15 protein-coding genes and 1 riboswitch are annotated in these 15,121 nt (G+C 59.2%); of the genes, 8 read left to right on the forward strand and 7 right to left on the reverse strand.

The annotated features are described in order from the left end of the window. Positions 1–46: 46 nt before the first annotated feature. Complete coding sequence (htpG, locus tag CKW20_RS04455; protein ID WP_095052258.1) at positions 47–1,951, forward strand: molecular chaperone HtpG; 1,905 nt, start codon at positions 47–49, stop codon at positions 1,949–1,951. Positions 1,952–2,099: 148 nt separating this feature from the next. Here htpG and CKW20_RS04460 read toward each other — a convergent pair whose 3' ends face one another. Together CKW20_RS04460 and CKW20_RS04465 are read right to left on the reverse strand one after the other, a co-directional pair. Further along, positions 2,100–2,987, reverse strand: a complete 888-nt coding sequence (locus CKW20_RS04460) for a pirin family protein (protein WP_095051824.1) — start codon at positions 2,985–2,987, stop codon at positions 2,100–2,102. Positions 2,988–3,048: 61 nt separating this feature from the next. Beyond that, entirely contained in the window at positions 3,049–3,465 is a 417-nt protein-coding gene (locus CKW20_RS04465; RefSeq protein ID WP_095051825.1) for an OsmC family protein, read from the reverse strand. A 220-nt stretch (positions 3,466–3,685) separates the two neighbouring features. Here CKW20_RS04465 and CKW20_RS04470 point away from each other — a divergent pair, with 220 nt between their 5' ends. Beyond that, complete coding sequence (locus tag CKW20_RS04470) at positions 3,686–4,150, forward strand: DUF3859 domain-containing protein (RefSeq protein ID WP_095051826.1); 465 nt, start codon at positions 3,686–3,688, stop codon at positions 4,148–4,150. 244 nt (positions 4,151–4,394) lie between these two features. On the opposite strand, the gene CKW20_RS04475 is transcribed toward CKW20_RS04470, so the two are convergent. From CKW20_RS04475 to purM, 3 genes are read right to left on the reverse strand one after another with little or no spacing between them, the layout of a single operon-like run. Next, a complete protein-coding gene (locus CKW20_RS04475; protein WP_095051827.1) occupies positions 4,395–5,108 on the reverse strand; it encodes a DUF3108 domain-containing protein in 714 nt (237 codons plus the stop codon). Between the two features lie 8 nt (positions 5,109–5,116). Then, positions 5,117–5,767: a phosphoribosylglycinamide formyltransferase gene (gene purN / locus CKW20_RS04480; RefSeq protein ID WP_095051828.1), complete on the reverse strand. Its 651-nt coding sequence runs from the start codon at positions 5,765–5,767 to the stop codon at positions 5,117–5,119. Beyond that, positions 5,767–6,825, reverse strand: a complete 1,059-nt coding sequence (purM, locus tag CKW20_RS04485) for a phosphoribosylformylglycinamidine cyclo-ligase (protein ID WP_095051829.1) — start codon at positions 6,823–6,825, stop codon at positions 5,767–5,769. Before purM ends, purN begins: the two co-directional genes overlap by 1 nt. A 392-nt stretch (positions 6,826–7,217) precedes the next feature. On the opposite strand from purM, the gene CKW20_RS04490 reads away from it, so the two are divergent. From CKW20_RS04490 to CKW20_RS04510, 5 genes are all read left to right on the forward strand, one after another. Further along, positions 7,218–8,276, forward strand: coding sequence for a DUF2066 domain-containing protein (locus tag CKW20_RS04490; RefSeq protein WP_095051830.1), 1,059 nt, complete (start codon positions 7,218–7,220; stop codon positions 8,274–8,276). A 30-nt stretch (positions 8,277–8,306) separates the two neighbouring features. After that, positions 8,307–9,380, forward strand: a complete 1,074-nt coding sequence (locus CKW20_RS04495) for an AI-2E family transporter (protein WP_095051831.1) — start codon at positions 8,307–8,309, stop codon at positions 9,378–9,380. Between the two features lie 230 nt (positions 9,381–9,610). Beyond that, entirely contained in the window at positions 9,611–10,315 is a 705-nt protein-coding gene (gene hda / locus CKW20_RS04500) for a DnaA regulatory inactivator Hda (RefSeq protein WP_007898944.1), read from the forward strand. Between the two features lie 228 nt (positions 10,316–10,543). Continuing rightward, positions 10,544–11,194, forward strand: a complete 651-nt coding sequence (locus CKW20_RS04505) for a C40 family peptidase (RefSeq protein WP_030131708.1) — start codon at positions 10,544–10,546, stop codon at positions 11,192–11,194. A 165-nt stretch (positions 11,195–11,359) separates the two neighbouring features. Beyond that, complete coding sequence (locus CKW20_RS04510; protein ID WP_095051832.1) at positions 11,360–11,896, forward strand: C40 family peptidase; 537 nt, start codon at positions 11,360–11,362, stop codon at positions 11,894–11,896. 180 nt (positions 11,897–12,076) lie between these two features. On the opposite strand, the gene CKW20_RS04515 is transcribed toward CKW20_RS04510, so the two are convergent. Continuing rightward, positions 12,077–13,390: a sorbosone dehydrogenase family protein gene (locus CKW20_RS04515; RefSeq protein ID WP_095051833.1), complete on the reverse strand. Its 1,314-nt coding sequence runs from the start codon at positions 13,388–13,390 to the stop codon at positions 12,077–12,079. 68 nt (positions 13,391–13,458) lie between these two features. Beyond that, positions 13,459–14,043, reverse strand: coding sequence for a hypothetical protein (locus CKW20_RS04520; RefSeq protein WP_095051834.1), 585 nt, complete (start codon positions 14,041–14,043; stop codon positions 13,459–13,461). Between the two features lie 154 nt (positions 14,044–14,197). Next, positions 14,198–14,428, forward strand: a riboswitch (cobalamin riboswitch). Positions 14,429–14,508: 80 nt separating this feature from the next. On the opposite strand from CKW20_RS04520, the gene cobO reads away from it, so the two are divergent. Next, entirely contained in the window at positions 14,509–15,120 is a 612-nt protein-coding gene (cobO, locus tag CKW20_RS04525) for a cob(I)yrinic acid a,c-diamide adenosyltransferase (RefSeq protein ID WP_095051835.1), read from the forward strand. Position 15,121 lies beyond the last annotated feature (1 nt).

Genomic DNA, 15,121 nt, shown 5'->3' on the forward strand with positions numbered 1-15,121 from the left:
ACCCTCAAGGTCGCGGCCACTGCCATCTGATTGGAGTTTGATGACCATGAGTGTGGAAACTCAAAAGGAAACCCTGGGCTTCCAGACCGAGGTGAAGCAACTGCTGCACCTCATGATCCATTCGCTGTATTCCAACAAGGAAATTTTCCTTCGCGAATTGATCTCGAACGCCTCTGACGCTGTCGATAAATTACGCTTTGAAGCCCTCGCCAAGCCTGAGTTGCTGGAAGGCGGCGCTGAACTGAAAATCCGTGTGAGCTTCGACAAAGACGCTAAAACCGTCACCCTCGAAGACAACGGCATCGGCATGAGCCGTGAAGACGCGGTCACCCATCTGGGCACCATCGCCAAGTCCGGCACTGCCGATTTCATGAAACACCTGTCTGGCGATCAGAAAAAAGACTCGCACCTGATCGGTCAATTCGGTGTCGGTTTCTACTCGGCCTTCATCGTCGCCGATAAAGTCGACGTATTCAGCCGTCGTGCCGGCGTCGCCGCCAGCGAAGGCGTGCACTGGTCGTCCAAGGGCGAAGGCGAGTTCGAAATTTCCACTGTCGAGAAAGCCGACCGTGGTACTCGCATCGTCCTGCACCTGAAGTCCGCTGAAGACGAATTCGCCGATGGCTGGCGTCTGCGCAACATCATCAAGAAGTACTCCGACCACATCGCCTTGCCGATCGAGCTGCCGAAAGAAGTGGCCGCCGTTGAAGGTGAAGAGCAACCGACGCAGGAATGGGAAACCGTCAACCGCGCCAGTGCCCTGTGGACTCGCCCTCGCACTGAAGTAAAAGATGAGGAGTACCAGGAGTTCTACAAACACGTCGCTCACGATTTTGAAAACCCGCTGAGCTGGAGCCACAACAAGGTCGAAGGCAAGCTCGAGTACACCTCGCTGCTGTATGTGCCGACCCGTGCTCCGTTCGACCTGTATCAGCGTGAAGCGCCGAAAGGCCTGAAGCTGTACGTGCAGCGCGTGTTCGTCATGGATCAGGCCGAGTCGTTCCTGCCGCTGTACCTGCGCTTCATCAAAGGCGTGGTCGATTCCAACGACCTGTCGCTGAACGTGTCGCGGGAAATCCTGCAGAAAGACCCGATCATCGACTCCATGAAGTCGGCGTTGACCAAGCGTGTTCTGGACATGCTGGAAAAACTGGCGAAGAACGAGCCTGAGCAATACAAGGGCTTCTGGAAGAACTTCGGTCAGGTCATGAAAGAAGGCCCGGCAGAAGACTTCGCCAACAAAGAGAAAATTGCCGGCCTGCTGCGTTTCGCGTCCACTCAGGGCGACGACGGCGAGCAAGTTGTGGGCTTGGCCGATTACCTGGCTCGCGCCAAGGAAGGTCAGGACAAGATCTACTACCTGACTGGCGAAACCTATGCGCAAGTCAAAAACAGCCCGCACCTGGAAGTCTTCCGCAAGAAAGGCATCGAAGTGCTGCTGCTGACCGACCGCATCGACGAGTGGCTGATGAGCTACCTCAACGACTTCGACGGCAAGAGCTTTGTCGACGTGGCACGCGGTGACCTGGACCTCGGCAATCTGGATTCGGAAGAAGACAAGAAAGCCGCGGAAGAAGTCGCCAAGTCCAAAGAAGGCCTGGTTGAACGTCTGAAAACTGCACTGGGCGACTCCGTTGCTGAAGTTCGGGTTTCCCACCGTCTGACCGATTCCCCGGCGATTCTGGCCATCGGTGAACAGGACCTGGGCCTGCAAATGCGTCAGATCCTGGAAGCCAGCGGTCAGAAGGTTCCGGATTCGAAGCCGATCTTCGAATTCAACCCGGCTCACCCGCTGATCGAGAAGCTCGACAACGAGCAGAGCGACGAGCGCTTCGGCGACCTGTCGCACATTCTGTTCGATCAGGCGGCCCTGGCGGCCGGCGACAGCTTGAAAGACCCGGCCGCTTACGTGCGGCGTCTGAACAAGCTGCTGGTTGAACTGTCGGTTTAACCGCGTTGTAAAAAAACCCGCTTCGGCGGGTTTTTTGATCGTTCCCACGCTCTGCGTGGGAATGCCTCTAGGGACGCTCCGCGTCCAGTGACGCGGAGCGTCACGGGCTGCATTCCCACGCGGAGCGTGGGAACGATCCGCCGATCAGTTACAGGGGCGTTGGCGGGCTTCGGTGTTTCGGCAGTTCGATCCGCTCACTTTCCCCCGGCACTGTCGGCCAATCCCCGGCCGCCCAGCGCCGACGGGCCTCATCGATCAATGCCGGATCGCTGGCCACGAAATTCCAGTTGATCCGTCGCGGTCCATCCAGTGGCGCTCCGCCAAAGAGCACGGCATGACAGTCGCTCTCGGCAAACAGTGTCATCTCTTCCCCGGCTGGCAGCACCACTAGCGTGTAGCGCTCCAGCAGCTCGCCATCAAGCTGCGCCTCGCCGCTCAACACATACAGCGCCCGTTCTTCATGCTCGGTGGGAATCAGCAATGTGGTCGCCGTTTGCAGGTTCAATTCGGCATACAACGTAGGAGAAAGCACCGGGACCGGCGATTCGAGGCAAAAGCCTGACCCGGCGATCATGCGTATCTTCACGCCAAGGTTATCGCTGACTGGCAGCGTGTCAGCCGGATGGTGGCTGTAATGTCCCGGGCCGTGTTCACGATCCTTGGGCGAAGCCAGCCAGATCTGTAAGCCGTGCAGGGTAAAGCCGCTTTCTTTCAAGGCTTCGGGCGTGCGTTCGACGTGGGCAATTGCGCTACCCGCCGTCATCCAGCTGACATCGCCGGCATTCACCACCTGATCGGAACCGAGGCTGTCCTTGTGCTGGATTTGCCCTTCGAACAGGTAGGTGAGGGTGGACAGGCCGATGTGCGGGTGCTGACGGATGTTCATGCCTTTGCCCGCTGGGTAACGGGTTTCGAGCATGTGGTCGAAAAACACGAAAGGTCCGACGTTGCGGCATTTGGCTGATGGCAACGGGCGAAGAATCGGCTGGCCTTCGACATCTTCGGCGCGAGGGCGGATCACGAGCGGAGTGTTCATGGTGCGTTCCAGGCTGAGCGGGTGACGCTGGGAGCATAACCCGCTTGCACAGCCCTTGCCGCTATTGGCTGAAGGCACCTTCGGACAGATGGGTTTCGATACTGATATCGGAAGTGGTCATCAGCTTGTGTACCGGGCAGCGGTCGGCCACGCGGTGCAGTTCGTCACGCTGGGCGTCGGTGAGCACACCCTTGAGCGTGAGTTCGACGTGCAGGGCGTATTTGCCTTTCTGCTCTTCACTGTTGTCGCGCGTGACCTCAACTTCTACGCCCGTCAGCGGGATGTCCTTTTTCCTGGCATACATTTTCAGCGTCAGGGCTTTACAGGCACCGAGGGCTGCGTCGAAGTAGTCGTGTGGTTCAGGTGCGGTGCCTTCGCCGCCAGAGGTTTTCGCCACATCGGCAAAGAGTTCGTGGTCATCGATCTGGACGCTGTGACGAAAACCTTCGGCGGAGACGGTATTGACGGTAACAGTCATGGGAAACCTCGCAGGTAACAGGAAAAGTCATTCGATCAAAAAAGACCCTGAATTTATAGAGCATTCCTGTAGGAGCGAGGCTTGCCCGCGAAGAATGCACCGCGGTTATTGGGTATTACGCGTCATCGTTCTTCGCGGGCAAGCCTCGCTCCTACAGGTTGTCATCGTCCTGTCACCCCGGCGTCATACCCTCGCGCTCATCTCAATCAAGGAGCGCACCATGCACCTCACCCGTTTAACCGCCTTGGCCACATTGATGCTCGTGAGTGGTCTGGCCAGTGCCGAAGTCCGCGTCGAAGGCCCGGTGGAATACGGCGTGTTCGCTGGCCCGAAAGCCGAACTGCAATCGGGCGAGCGAGTTTTGCGCCGCAGCAATGAACAGATCCAGCAGGCCGAAATCGTCCCGGCGAAACTGGGAACCAAGTTCGGGATGCGTTACCAGTTGGCCGGCAAGGTCGCCGAAGACCAGCCGCTGACGTTGCTCTATTTCACGCCGGGCATTCGCACCCCGGATGGTGAGCGTCACGACAAACTGGAGGTGACCCAGAAACTGGTGCCAGGCGCTCCGCAAGACTTGATGGCTTTCGAGTTCACGGAAAGTCACGAAGTCGTTCCCGGTGAATGGCGTTTCATGGTGTTCCAGGGCGACCGTCTACTGGCTCAGCAGCGCTTTACCGTGCGCTGATCGTTCCTGTCAGACGAACGCGGGCAAGCGACAATGCCAGTCAGTTAAGCGAAATTCCTGTAGGAGCGAGCTTGCTCGCGAAGACGGCAGTACAGTCAATATTGATGTCGCCTGATATACCGCTTTCGCGATCAAGCTCGCTCCTACAGGCATTGGGGCAAGCCCGTTCCCACAGGGGATCTGGGGTGCCAAGTTAACCGACGAAAAAAAGCCCCGCATTTGCGGGGCTTTCATGTTGTGCGGATCAGCTGCCTTTGACCGTCTTGCCGTTGACCGTACCGTCGAGGAGCATGATGTTGTACTCCTTGCCGTCGGTTTCGACTTGTTGCAGACGGACCAGCAGGTAATCCCAGTCCTTGGCGAACCACAGTACGGTGATGCGCTTGCTTTGTGTCGGGTCGCGCACGCGCTCGACCTTGATCGCATCGATCTGGCCAGCCTTGGTGTCGACTTTCTCCGAGCCCAGCACGCGGAAGTCATAGGTATCGACTTCGCCGTCATCGACGACCTGATAGCTCATGCTTTTCTTGCCGGCGGCCACGTCATGCTGCAGCGCCAGTTGATAGGTGGATTTGTCGACCATGCCGCGGTTGAGCGGCAGTTTGACCGCGTCGCCGCGATCGGTGCCGGTGACCATCTTGTTGGCCCAGTCGAAGTCCAGATCAGCCTTCTTGGCTTTGCCCAGGCCACCGCGTTCGAAGTGATAGGACTGCGGCAGCAGCGTGTCCTTGTCCAGGGTCAGGGTGCTTTCTTCAGTCAGGCTGGCGATCATCATCGACGCCTTGAAGCTGAGTTTCCAGACGCCGTTGGCTCCCTTGGTCAGGCTGCGTTCGGCGGTGCCGCTCATGGGCAGCTGTTTCCAGTCGGCGGTGTAGCTGGCGGAGAAGGGTTGAAGGTCTGCGGCCTGCGCAAACGGCAGGGCGAACAGAGCGCAAGCGAAGAGCAGGGCGCGACGCATAAAATCTCCTAGGTTCGAATCAAGTGGCCGCTGGCCGCGAGTAACTGTCCGTCCAGTAAAGCACCTTGTTCACCGAGTGATAAACGACCTTCAGCAAACCAGCGTACGGCCATCGGGTAGATCAGGTGTTCCTGGGTATGGACTCGCTGCGCCAGACTCTGCGGCGAATCGTGCAACTCTACCGGTATTACTGCCTGTACGACCAGTGGTCCACCATCGAGTTCCTCGGTGACGAAGTGCACGGAGCAGCCATGTTCAGTATCGCCGGCCTCCAGCGCGCGCTCATGGGTATGTAACCCTTTGTATTTGGGCAGCAGCGAGGGATGGATATTGAGCAGGCGACCCTGATAGTGGCGCACGAAGTCAGCGCTGAGAATGCGCATGAAACCGGCCAGTACCACGAGTTTGGGGTTGAAGGCGTCGATCAGTTCGATCAGCGCGGCATCGAAGGCCTCGCGACCTTCGAAAGCCTTGTGATCCAGGGTGCGGGTGTCGATACCCGCGTCCCTGGCGCGTTGCAGGCCGTAGGCGTCGGCGCGGTTGGAAATCACCGCAGCGATGCGGGCCGGGCTGTCGCCGGTCCGCGTGCTGTCGATCAAAGCCTGCAAGTTACTGCCGGTGCCGGACAACAGCACCACCACATCACAGGTTTTAGGCATCAGTGAGCCTTGAGGTTCTTCAGTTCAACCTGGGCCGCGCCTTCGGCAGCGGTGGCGATCTGACCGATGACCCAAGGCTGCTCGCCGGCTTCACGCAGCACGTTCAGCGCGGTTTCAACGTGCTCTTGAGCAACGCAGATGACCATGCCGACGCCGCAGTTCAGCACGCGGTGCATTTCGTTTTCGTCGACGTTGCCTTTCTCTTGCAGCCAGTCGAACACGGCAGGACGAGTCCAGCTAGCAACGTCAACCACCGCTTGTGCGCCTTTTGGCAGAACGCGCGGGATGTTGTCCAGCAGGCCACCACCGGTGATGTGGGCCATGGCTTTGACGGCACCGGTGTCCTTGATCAGCTTGAGCAACGGCTTCACGTAGATGCGGGTCGGGGCCATCAGCAGGTCGGTCAGCGGTTTGCCGTCGAGCTGGATGTTTTCGATGTCTGCACCGGACACTTCGATGATCTTGCGGATCAGCGAGTAGCCGTTGGAGTGCGGGCCGGAAGACGGCAGGGCGAGCAGGGCATCGCCGGCAGCGACTTTAGAACCGTCGATGATTTCGGCTTTTTCCACGACGCCGACGCAGAAGCCAGCCAGGTCGTAGTCTTCGCCTTCGTACATGCCAGGCATTTCAGCGGTTTCGCCGCCGACCAGGGAGCAGCCGGACAGTTCACAGCCTGCGCCGATGCCGGTCACGACCTGGGTCGCGGTTTCGACGTTCAGTTTGCCGGTGGCGTAGTAGTCGAGGAAGAACAGCGGTTCGGCGCCACAGACCACCAGGTCGTTCACGCACATGGCAACCAGGTCGATGCCGATGCTGTCGTGCTTGTTCAGGTTCAGCGCCAGGCGCAGCTTGGTGCCGACGCCGTCAGTGCCCGATACCAGTACCGGTTGCTTGTAACCGGCCGGGATTTCGCAGAGGGCGCCGAAACCGCCCAGGCCGCCCATGACTTCCGGGCGCGCAGTGCGCTTGGCGACGCTCTTGATGCGTTCGACCAATGCTTCACCGGCGTCGATGTCTACACCGGCGTCCTTGTAGCTCAGGGAGGGTTGCTTGCTCATGATCCAGGCCTTTAGGGGGGATTCAGGGGGTAACGACCGAGTCCAGTGGGGCCACTGAAGCTGGCGAAGGGCAATTGCCGTACGCGAATTTCAGGGTGCCCGGCTGTTGCCGGTCTGCGAAGGCGCGCGATTTTATCAGGCTTGAGGGGCAGCGGCCATCCTCGTGCCGACGGGTAGAGGCATATCGCGCTAAAAAAATCGATATTGCTCGTATTGGTGGCGTCCCGCATGGCTGTATAAGGTATCGACGCTAACCGTCTATCGTTATGTCAATGCGAAAACTTAACGTGATCGTGTGAATGTTTTGCTTGAGCGTGTGGTCACAGCCTAGCTCAATCGTCTTCATGTTCATGCGGTTTGGTCCAGCCGCTCTTGTCGTCAGGAATCTTTTTATGCGTTTTCTTAAATGCTTGTTCGTAGGCTGTTTATCCATGGTCAGCCTGACCAGCCATGCCGAAACAGTCAAAAGCCTCTATCAGGTGCGCGAACCTGTCAGCAGTCAGACACCGGAGGAGCGCGATCAGGCGACTCAGCGGGCGCTGGATACGTTGGTGTTGCGCCTGACCGGCGACCCCAAGGCTGCGCAGAACCCGGGTCTGGCGGCCGTGCGCAAAGATCCTCAGCAGATCATCAGTCAGTTCGGTTACGACGCCGGGCCGCCGCAAGTGCTGAAAGTCGATTTCGATCCGGCCACCACCGAACAGGCCTTGCGGCGTGCCGGGTTGGCCGTATGGGGCGCCAACCGGCCGTCGATTCTCGGTTGGTGGTTGAACGATTCGGCCGAAGGGTCGAGCCTGGTCGGCGATGGTCAGGCCAGCGCTACGCCACTGCGTCGAGCGGCTCAACATCGTGGGCTGCCGCTGCGTTTGCCGCTGGCGGACCTGGATGAGCAGATTGTCGCCACGGCGCCGAATCTGGAAAGTGCAGACCCGGCGCCGCTGCGTGACGCATCCGACCGATACAATGCTGACGCGTTACTGGCGGTGCATGCCCGTGAAGAGGGTGGCCAATGGCAAGCCAAGTGGCGTTTGTGGCTGGGCGATCAGAAAGAAGCGGGTAGCGTGCAGGGTGCCGATACCGCAGCGCTGGCTGATGCTGTGATGCTGGCGGTCAGCCAACGCCTGGCGCCGCGTTTTGTCGCCAAACCGGGTGCATCGAGCGAGCAATTGCTGGAGGTGCAGGGGATGAACCTGGAACGTTATGCGACGCTCGGGCGTTTGCTGGAGCCTTTTGGCGCTCGCCTGCAAAGCGTTGATGGTGACCGCGTGCTTTATCGGGTCAACGGCAGCCCCGATCAGCTGCGGGCGCAATTGTCTTTGGCCAAGTTGCAGGAAGTTCCGACTGGTGAGGCGCCGGCCTCCACGGCGCCTGTTCAACCCGTGGCGGCAGGCTCGACACCGGTCGCAGCGCCGGCGCCAGCCCCGACGCCGCAGTTACGTTTTCGCTGGTAGTTTTTCCTTATATAGAAGCAGGAGTGGTACATGGCCGATACACGGCGTTGGTTCTGGCTCGGTGGGGTGGTCCTGCTTTGCGCGTTTGTTTACCTGTTGCACCCGATCCTGACGCCGTTCCTGGTGGCGCTGCTGCTGGCCTATCTGTTTGACCCGTTGGTGGATCGGCTGGAGAAGCACGGTCTGTCACGGACCTGGGGCGTGGTGGCGGTGTTCGCGTTGTTCACGCTGATCGTCACCGCGTTGCTGTTGGTGCTGGTGCCGATGCTCGCCAGGCAGCTGTTTCGTTTGTATGAATTGGCACCGCAGATGCTCGACTGGTTGCAACACACCGCCGTGCCGTGGGCGCAATCGAAGATGGGGTTGTCGGACGGCTTCTGGAAGTTCGACAAGCTCAAGGCAGCGTTCAGTGCGCACATGGGCCAGACAACCGATGTGGTCGGCGTGGTGCTGAGTCAGGCGACGGCTTCCGGCCTTGCGCTGCTTGGCTGGCTGGCCAATCTGGTGCTGATTCCGGTGGTGAGTTTTTATCTGCTGCGCGACTGGGATCTGATGATGGCCAAGGTCCGCAGCCTGTTGCCACGCGATCGTGAAGTGCGCGTCATGACCCTCGCCGGGGAATGCCATGAAGTGCTCGGGGCCTTCGTGCGCGGGCAGTTGCTGGTGATGTTGGCGCTAGGCGTGATCTACGCTGCTGGCTTGATGATTGTCGGGCTGGAGCTGGGGTTGTTGATCGGTCTGATTGCCGGTCTGGCGGCGATCGTGCCGTACATGGGGTTCGTCATCGGGATTGGTGCGGCGTTGATTGCCGGTCTGTTCCAGTTCGGTGGCGATCTGTATCCCATGATCGGCATAGTCGCGGTGTTCATGGTCGGCCAGGCGCTGGAAGGTATGGTGCTGACGCCGTTGCTGGTGGGTGACCGGATCGGCTTGCACCCGGTGGCGGTGATCTTTGCGATCCTGGCTGGCGGTGAGTTGTTTGGTTTTACCGGCGTGCTGCTGGCATTGCCGGTGGCAGCGGTGATTATGGTCCTGGTGCGTCACATACATGATTTGTATAAGGATTCGGATATCTACGGCGGTGTCGACGAATCCACGCTGTAAGGGTTTTTGATCGCTCATGACGGGCAGGCTGGTTTCGTGCCAGGTTTGCCCGTATCGCTCGCATGGCTGTCACATGCGCCGTCAAAGAAACTGTCATAAAACCAGTGTGTTAACGCAAACCTTTGATTTTGCTTGTGGTCTGTCGCATTGTGCGGTCAGCCTCACGGGTATAAACTTCGCAAACTTTACACAGAGGCCACTAACGGTTCCTTTGGAACTGTTCAGTCAGCATGAAACCGATTCAGCTGCCCCTAGGTGTGCGTCTGCGTGATGACGCTACCTTTATCAATTACTACCCAGGCGCCAATGCCGCTGCACTCGGCTATGTCGAGCGGCTCTGCGAAGCCGACGCCGGCTGGACGGAAAGCCTGATTTACCTCTGGGGCAAGGACGGGGTAGGGCGCACGCATTTGTTGCAGGCGGCCTGTCTGCGCTTCGAACAGTTGGGAGAGCCTGCGGTGTACCTGCCGTTGGCCGAGTTGCTGGACCGCGGCATCGAAATCCTCGACAACCTCGAACAATACGAACTGGTATGCCTGGACGATCTGCAGGCGGTCGCCGGCAAGGCGGATTGGGAAGAGGCGCTGTTCCATCTGTTCAATCGTCTACGTGACAGCGGCCGGCGTCTGCTGATCGCCGCCTCGACATCTCCGCGTGAGCTGCCGGTGAAGCTGGCAGACCTCAAGTCGCGGCTGACACTGGCGCTGATTTTTCAGATGCGTCCACTCTCTGACGAAGACAAATTGCGTGCCTTGCAGTTGCGCGCATCCCGTCGCGGCCTGCACCTGACTGACGAAGTCGGGCATTTTATTTTGACCCGCGGTACCCGCAGCATGAGTGCGCTTTTCGAGCTGCTTGAACGCCTCGATCAGGCCTCCCTTCAGGCTCAGCGCAAACTGACAATCCCGTTCCTGAAAGAAACCCTTGGTTGGTAAAAAAACCTGATCAACTTCAGGTTTTACGCGGGTTCCGGCATATTCCAGGCGTCATCAAATCCGCTTTCCTGCCAGAGGGCAGGCTGCGCGAAGGTTCAAAATGGGCTTAAGCGCTTAGATGTAAACGAGAAACCGAGAAGTCACATAAAGATCGATTGAATTTGCAAATGAGGTTGATAGCGGGCATAGTCGCGGCTTCTTTTATAACTATCAGCCACGGTCGTGCCCATGCTAAAGCGCTTCGCACCCCTCGTGCCTCTCGCACTCGTCACCCTGTTGTTCGGTTGCGCTGCTCACTCTCCAGTGTCCCAGCAAGAGCCAAAACAGCAGGTTTCAAATTCAGTTACCGCGCAGTCTTCTTCCGTTCTTTTCCAGGAAGCTCTTTACCAAGACGGCGTAGCCACCGATAAAGAACTGGCAGACTTCGCCGGCGGCAAGTCATACCAGCTTCCAGTTCTAGCCGACAGCATCCTCGAACGTGGCATGTCCCTGATCGGTACCCGTTACCGTTTCGGCGGCACCTCCGAGGCTGGTTTCGACTGCAGCGGCTTCATCGGCTATCTGTTTCGTGAAGAGGCCGGCATGAACCTGCCGCGCTCCACCCGCGAAATGATCAACGTTGACGCTCCTCTGGTTGCTCGCAGCGCCCTCAAGCCGGGTGACCTGCTGTTCTTCGCCACCAATGGTCGTCGCGGTCGTGTCAGTCACGCCGGGATCTACCTGGGTGACAACCAGTTCATCCACTCCAGCAGCCGCAAAAGCGGTGGTGTCCGGATCGATAGCCTGGGCGACAGCTACTGGAGCAAAACCTTTATCGAAGCCAAACGCGCACTCGCGATGGCGCCGGCTGCGGCTCCTATCGTCACTGCACGCAAGTAAGCGTACGACTTGTAAGGCGAAGTTAAAGTCTTACTTGAAGTTTGCCGCGTAGCCGCTAGAATCCTGATCTATTATTGATGGCAAACCGCCTGCGTTCTGCGCAGGCGGTTTTCTTTTCTGCCTTCTCGGTGGAAAAAGCCGCAGCCAGATCAGGATGTTCTGTTTATGACGATGTCGGCCCGCCTCGCACTCATGTTCTTCGCAGCGCTGCTCAGCGCCTGCGCCAGCCGTCCACCACCACCTGCGCCAGTGGTTCGCGCTCCGATTGTTTTCGGTCCTTCCCAAGCCTTTTCCCCTGCGGCAGAAGACGTGCTGTTTCGCGCGCTGGGCCTGGTGGGAACGCCTTATCGCTGGGGCGGCAACACGCCGGATTCCGGGTTCGATTGCAGCGGTTTGATCGGTTATGTGTATCGCGATGTCGCAGGCATTTCCTTGCCGCGCTCCACCCGCGAGATGATCGGCATGCAGGCCCCCAGTATCGGCAAGGAAGGCCTGCAAACCGGTGACCTGATCTTCTTCGCCACCAATGGCGGCTCCCAGGTCAGCCATGCCGGGATCTACGTCGGCGAAGGCCGCTTCGTCCACGCACCAGCCACGGGTGGTACGGTCAAGCTGGACAGCTTGTCCAAGGCCTACTGGCAGAAAGCCTACCTGAGCGCCAAGCGCGTCTTGCAACCCGAGCACTTGGCACATAATCCCTAGCGAAGGTTGTCATGACCGCTCGCTTGAAGGATGACGCGCGTGTGGATCTGTCGTTGTTGCCGCTGTCGGAGCGAGGCTTGCCCGCGAAAGCGGTGTGTCAGTCGATATCAATGTTGACTGTGCTGCCGCCTTCGCGGGCAAGTCGGACCGCCGCACCGCTCGCTCCTACAGTCGAACTGTTTACTTGGCCGCGCTAACGCGCCACACCTTGTTCCCCACATCATCCGCCACCAGCAAGCTGCCCTGCTGATCGATCACCACACCCACCGGCCGGCCCATGGCTTTTTCCTCGTCATTGAGGAACCCGGTGAGCACGTCCACCGGTTGCCCGGCCGGTTTGCCGGCGCTGAACGGCACGAAAATCACTTTGTAGCCGCTGTGTGGCTTGCGGTTCCATGAGCCATGCTGGCCGATGAATGCACCTTGAGTGAACGGAGCGGGCAGCTTGCTGCCTTCGGCGAACGTCAGGCCCAGTGATGCGGTATGTGGCCCCACCGCGTAATCAGGGGCAATGGCCTTGGCCACCAGATCGGGGTTTTGCGGCTCGACGCGAATGTCGACGTGCTGGCCGTAATAGCTGTAAGGCCAGCCGTAGAACCCGCCGTCCTTCACTGACGTGATGTAGTCCGGCACCAGGTCGCTGCCGATTTCGTCGCGCTCGTTGACGGCGGTCCACAGTGCGCCGCTCTGAGGCTCCCAGGCCAGACCGTTTGGATTACGAATCCCCGAGGCGAAGATCCGATGGTTGCCGGTGGCGCGGTCCACTTCCCAGATCGCCGCGCGGCCTTCCTCCTGATCCATGCCGTTTTCACCGACGTTGCTGTTCGAGCCCACGGTGACGTAGAGCTTGCTGCCATCCTTGCTGGCGATGACATTTTTGGTCCAGTGGTGATTCAGCGTGCCACCCGGCAGATCGACCACCTTGATCGGCTGCGACTTGATCGCCGTCTCGCCGTTTTCATAGTGGAAACGCAGCAGGCGATCAGTGTCAGCGACGTACAGGTCTTTGCCGACCAGGGTCATGCCGAAGGGTGAGTTGAGGTTTTCCAGGAATACCGTGCGGGTTTCGGCGACGCCGTCGTGGTCCTTGTCCCGCAGCAGGGTGATGCGGTTCGGGCTGGGGACGCCAGCGCCGGCGCGACCCATGACTTTGCCCATGACCCAGCCGCGAATGCCTGTGCCATCATCGGGTTTGGGTGGCGCGTTGGTTTCGGCCACCAGCACATCGCCATTGGGCAGTACATAGAGCCAGCGCGGATGATCGAGGCCTTCGGCAAACGCCGTCACCTGAGTCCCCGCCGCGGCGACAGGTTTCGCCCCTTCAGGCCAGCCGATCGCCGGGGCGATGTTCACCGTCGGGATCAGGGTTTTATTCGGCTCTGGCAGCTTGGGTGAGGGACCTGTGCCATCTGAGACTTGCAAAGTGGAGGTTTCACCACAGGCGGCGAGCCCTCCGGCGAGCGCGATGATGAAAGCGAGTTGGGGTTTGCGCATTACTGATCTTCCCTATGAATGCATTGACGTAATCATAGAGAAGCGTAGACGCTCGATGGTTCAACCGGTCAGCCGCGGGCTTCCTTGAATAGCACGGCGATGCCGGGGTGATAGTTTCCGGCTTCGTTGCGCAACTTGCGGTAGGCGTACGGGAAATACCAGGCTACGGCGCAGCAGTGTTCCTTCTGCAGGTCGTCGACCATGTCCTGAAGTTCTTCGGGTGTAGCGCTCTGCTGAGCTTTTTGCGGCGCAACGAACAAACAGCCGAGTTTCAGGTCGCTGGCGTAGCTGATTTGCTTGGCGTTGCTGGTGATGTCCGCCAGTGCCTGGGTCAGGTTCAGGCTATTGACTCGCGGCCAGCGCTGGGTGGCCTGGAAATACGCGCGCTCTTCGCTGCTGGCGATAAACAGATCGGCGCGGGCGTTGCGTTCGCCTTCTTCGTTCTGCTTGCGCGTCGGCGTTTGCTGCAGCGTGACCATTTCTGCCATCCAGGCCGCGGCAGAGAGCAAGCCGAGGTTGGCTTTTTCGTCGTACCAATAAGGTGTGTCGTTATCGCCGCGCACGGTGTTGTAGCGATCGATACAGTCAAACCAGCGTTCCAGCACCGGTCGCAGGAATTCCAGCTTCGGATTGCTGATGATCATGCCTTGCATGTGGCTCACCCTTGTTATTGTGTTGTCAGGTTGTGGCTCTTTGATATCACTGCTGGCAGTGTGGCACAAGATTGGCGTCAGTTAATTGATCGGCGGCAGATATTCTCTCAGCGGCGCCCCGGCTTTAATTGACGCTCCACCCCCAACCCTCTAACCTTCGCTGCTTGTTTCAGGTGCTCTGTGACCTTGGTCGACAGAGTGAAACAGGGAAGCCGGTGAGTGAATTTCTTCCAGCGAAGAATGATCACGATCCCGGCGCTGCCCCCGCAACGGTAAATGAGTGAAGACTGCGCCTTGAGCCACTGTGTCGACGACATGGGAAGGCGCGCAGTCGGGCGCAAGCCACTCATGAGCCCGGAGACCGGCCTGATTCATCCAACGGCATCACGGTGGGCGATGCCAGGCCTCTTGCCGTCTATTCTTGTGCCTGCCCGCCGTTATCCAGCCTCAACGGAGAGCTCCCCCATGACTGATACCCCCGATCGTGACGAACGCCATCTGGCGCGCATGCTGCGCAAAAAAGCGGTGATCGACGAGCGCATCGCCAATTCGCCGAATGAATGCGGTTTGCTGTTGGTGCTTTCCGGCAACGGCAAAGGCAAGAGCAGTTCGGCGTTCGGCATGCTTGCGCGGTCCATGGGCCACGGCATGCAATGCGGCGTGGTGCAGTTCATCAAGGGTCGCAGCAGCACCGGCGAGGAGCTGTTCTTCCGGCGCTTCCCGGAGCAAGTGCGTTTTCATGTGATGGGCGAGGGCTTCACTTGGGAAACCCAGGACCGCCAGCGCGACATCGCTGCCGCCGAAGCCGCTTGGGCGGTGTCCCGCGAATTGCTGCGTGATCCGGCCATTGGCCTAGTGGTGCTCGATGAATTGAACATCGCCCTCAAGCACGGCTACCTCGATCTCGATCAGGTGCTCAGCGACTTGCAGGCGCGTCCGCCGATGCAACACGTGGTGGTCACCGGTCGTGGCGCCAAACCGGAGATGATCGAGCTGGCCGACACCGTCACTGAAATGGGCATGATCAAACACGCCTTCCAGGCCGGAATCAAAGCGCAAAAAGGCGTCGAGTTGTGAA

It is taken from the genome of Pseudomonas sp. Irchel s3b2 (assembly GCF_900187445.1).
Lineage (GTDB): Bacteria > Pseudomonadota > Gammaproteobacteria > Pseudomonadales > Pseudomonadaceae > Aquipseudomonas.

Bases quoted from the DNA above. Each gene is read 5' to 3' on its own strand.
- purN (WP_095051828.1), bottom strand. From the start codon at position 5,767: ATGCCTAAAACCTGTGATGTGGTGGTGCTGTTGTCCGGCACCGGCAGT.
- htpG (WP_095052258.1), top strand. From the start codon at position 47: ATGAGTGTGGAAACTCAAAAGGAAACCCTGGGCTTCCAGACCGAGGTG.
- hda (WP_007898944.1), top strand. From the start codon at position 9,611: ATGAAACCGATTCAGCTGCCCCTAGGTGTGCGTCTGCGTGATGACGCT.
- CKW20_RS04460 (WP_095051824.1), bottom strand. From the start codon at position 2,987: ATGAACACTCCGCTCGTGATCCGCCCTCGCGCCGAAGATGTCGAAGGC.
- CKW20_RS04495 (WP_095051831.1), top strand. From the start codon at position 8,307: ATGGCCGATACACGGCGTTGGTTCTGGCTCGGTGGGGTGGTCCTGCTT.
- cobO (WP_095051835.1), top strand. From the start codon at position 14,509: ATGACTGATACCCCCGATCGTGACGAACGCCATCTGGCGCGCATGCTG.
- CKW20_RS04490 (WP_095051830.1), top strand. From the start codon at position 7,218: ATGCGTTTTCTTAAATGCTTGTTCGTAGGCTGTTTATCCATGGTCAGC.
- purM (WP_095051829.1), bottom strand. From the start codon at position 6,825: ATGAGCAAGCAACCCTCCCTGAGCTACAAGGACGCCGGTGTAGACATC.
- CKW20_RS04510 (WP_095051832.1), top strand. From the start codon at position 11,360: ATGACGATGTCGGCCCGCCTCGCACTCATGTTCTTCGCAGCGCTGCTC.
- CKW20_RS04465 (WP_095051825.1), bottom strand. From the start codon at position 3,465: ATGACTGTTACCGTCAATACCGTCTCCGCCGAAGGTTTTCGTCACAGC.
- CKW20_RS04505 (WP_030131708.1), top strand. From the start codon at position 10,544: ATGCTAAAGCGCTTCGCACCCCTCGTGCCTCTCGCACTCGTCACCCTG.
- CKW20_RS04515 (WP_095051833.1), bottom strand. From the start codon at position 13,390: ATGCGCAAACCCCAACTCGCTTTCATCATCGCGCTCGCCGGAGGGCTC.
- CKW20_RS04475 (WP_095051827.1), bottom strand. From the start codon at position 5,108: ATGCGTCGCGCCCTGCTCTTCGCTTGCGCTCTGTTCGCCCTGCCGTTT.
- CKW20_RS04470 (WP_095051826.1), top strand. From the start codon at position 3,686: ATGCACCTCACCCGTTTAACCGCCTTGGCCACATTGATGCTCGTGAGT.
- CKW20_RS04520 (WP_095051834.1), bottom strand. From the start codon at position 14,043: ATGCAAGGCATGATCATCAGCAATCCGAAGCTGGAATTCCTGCGACCG.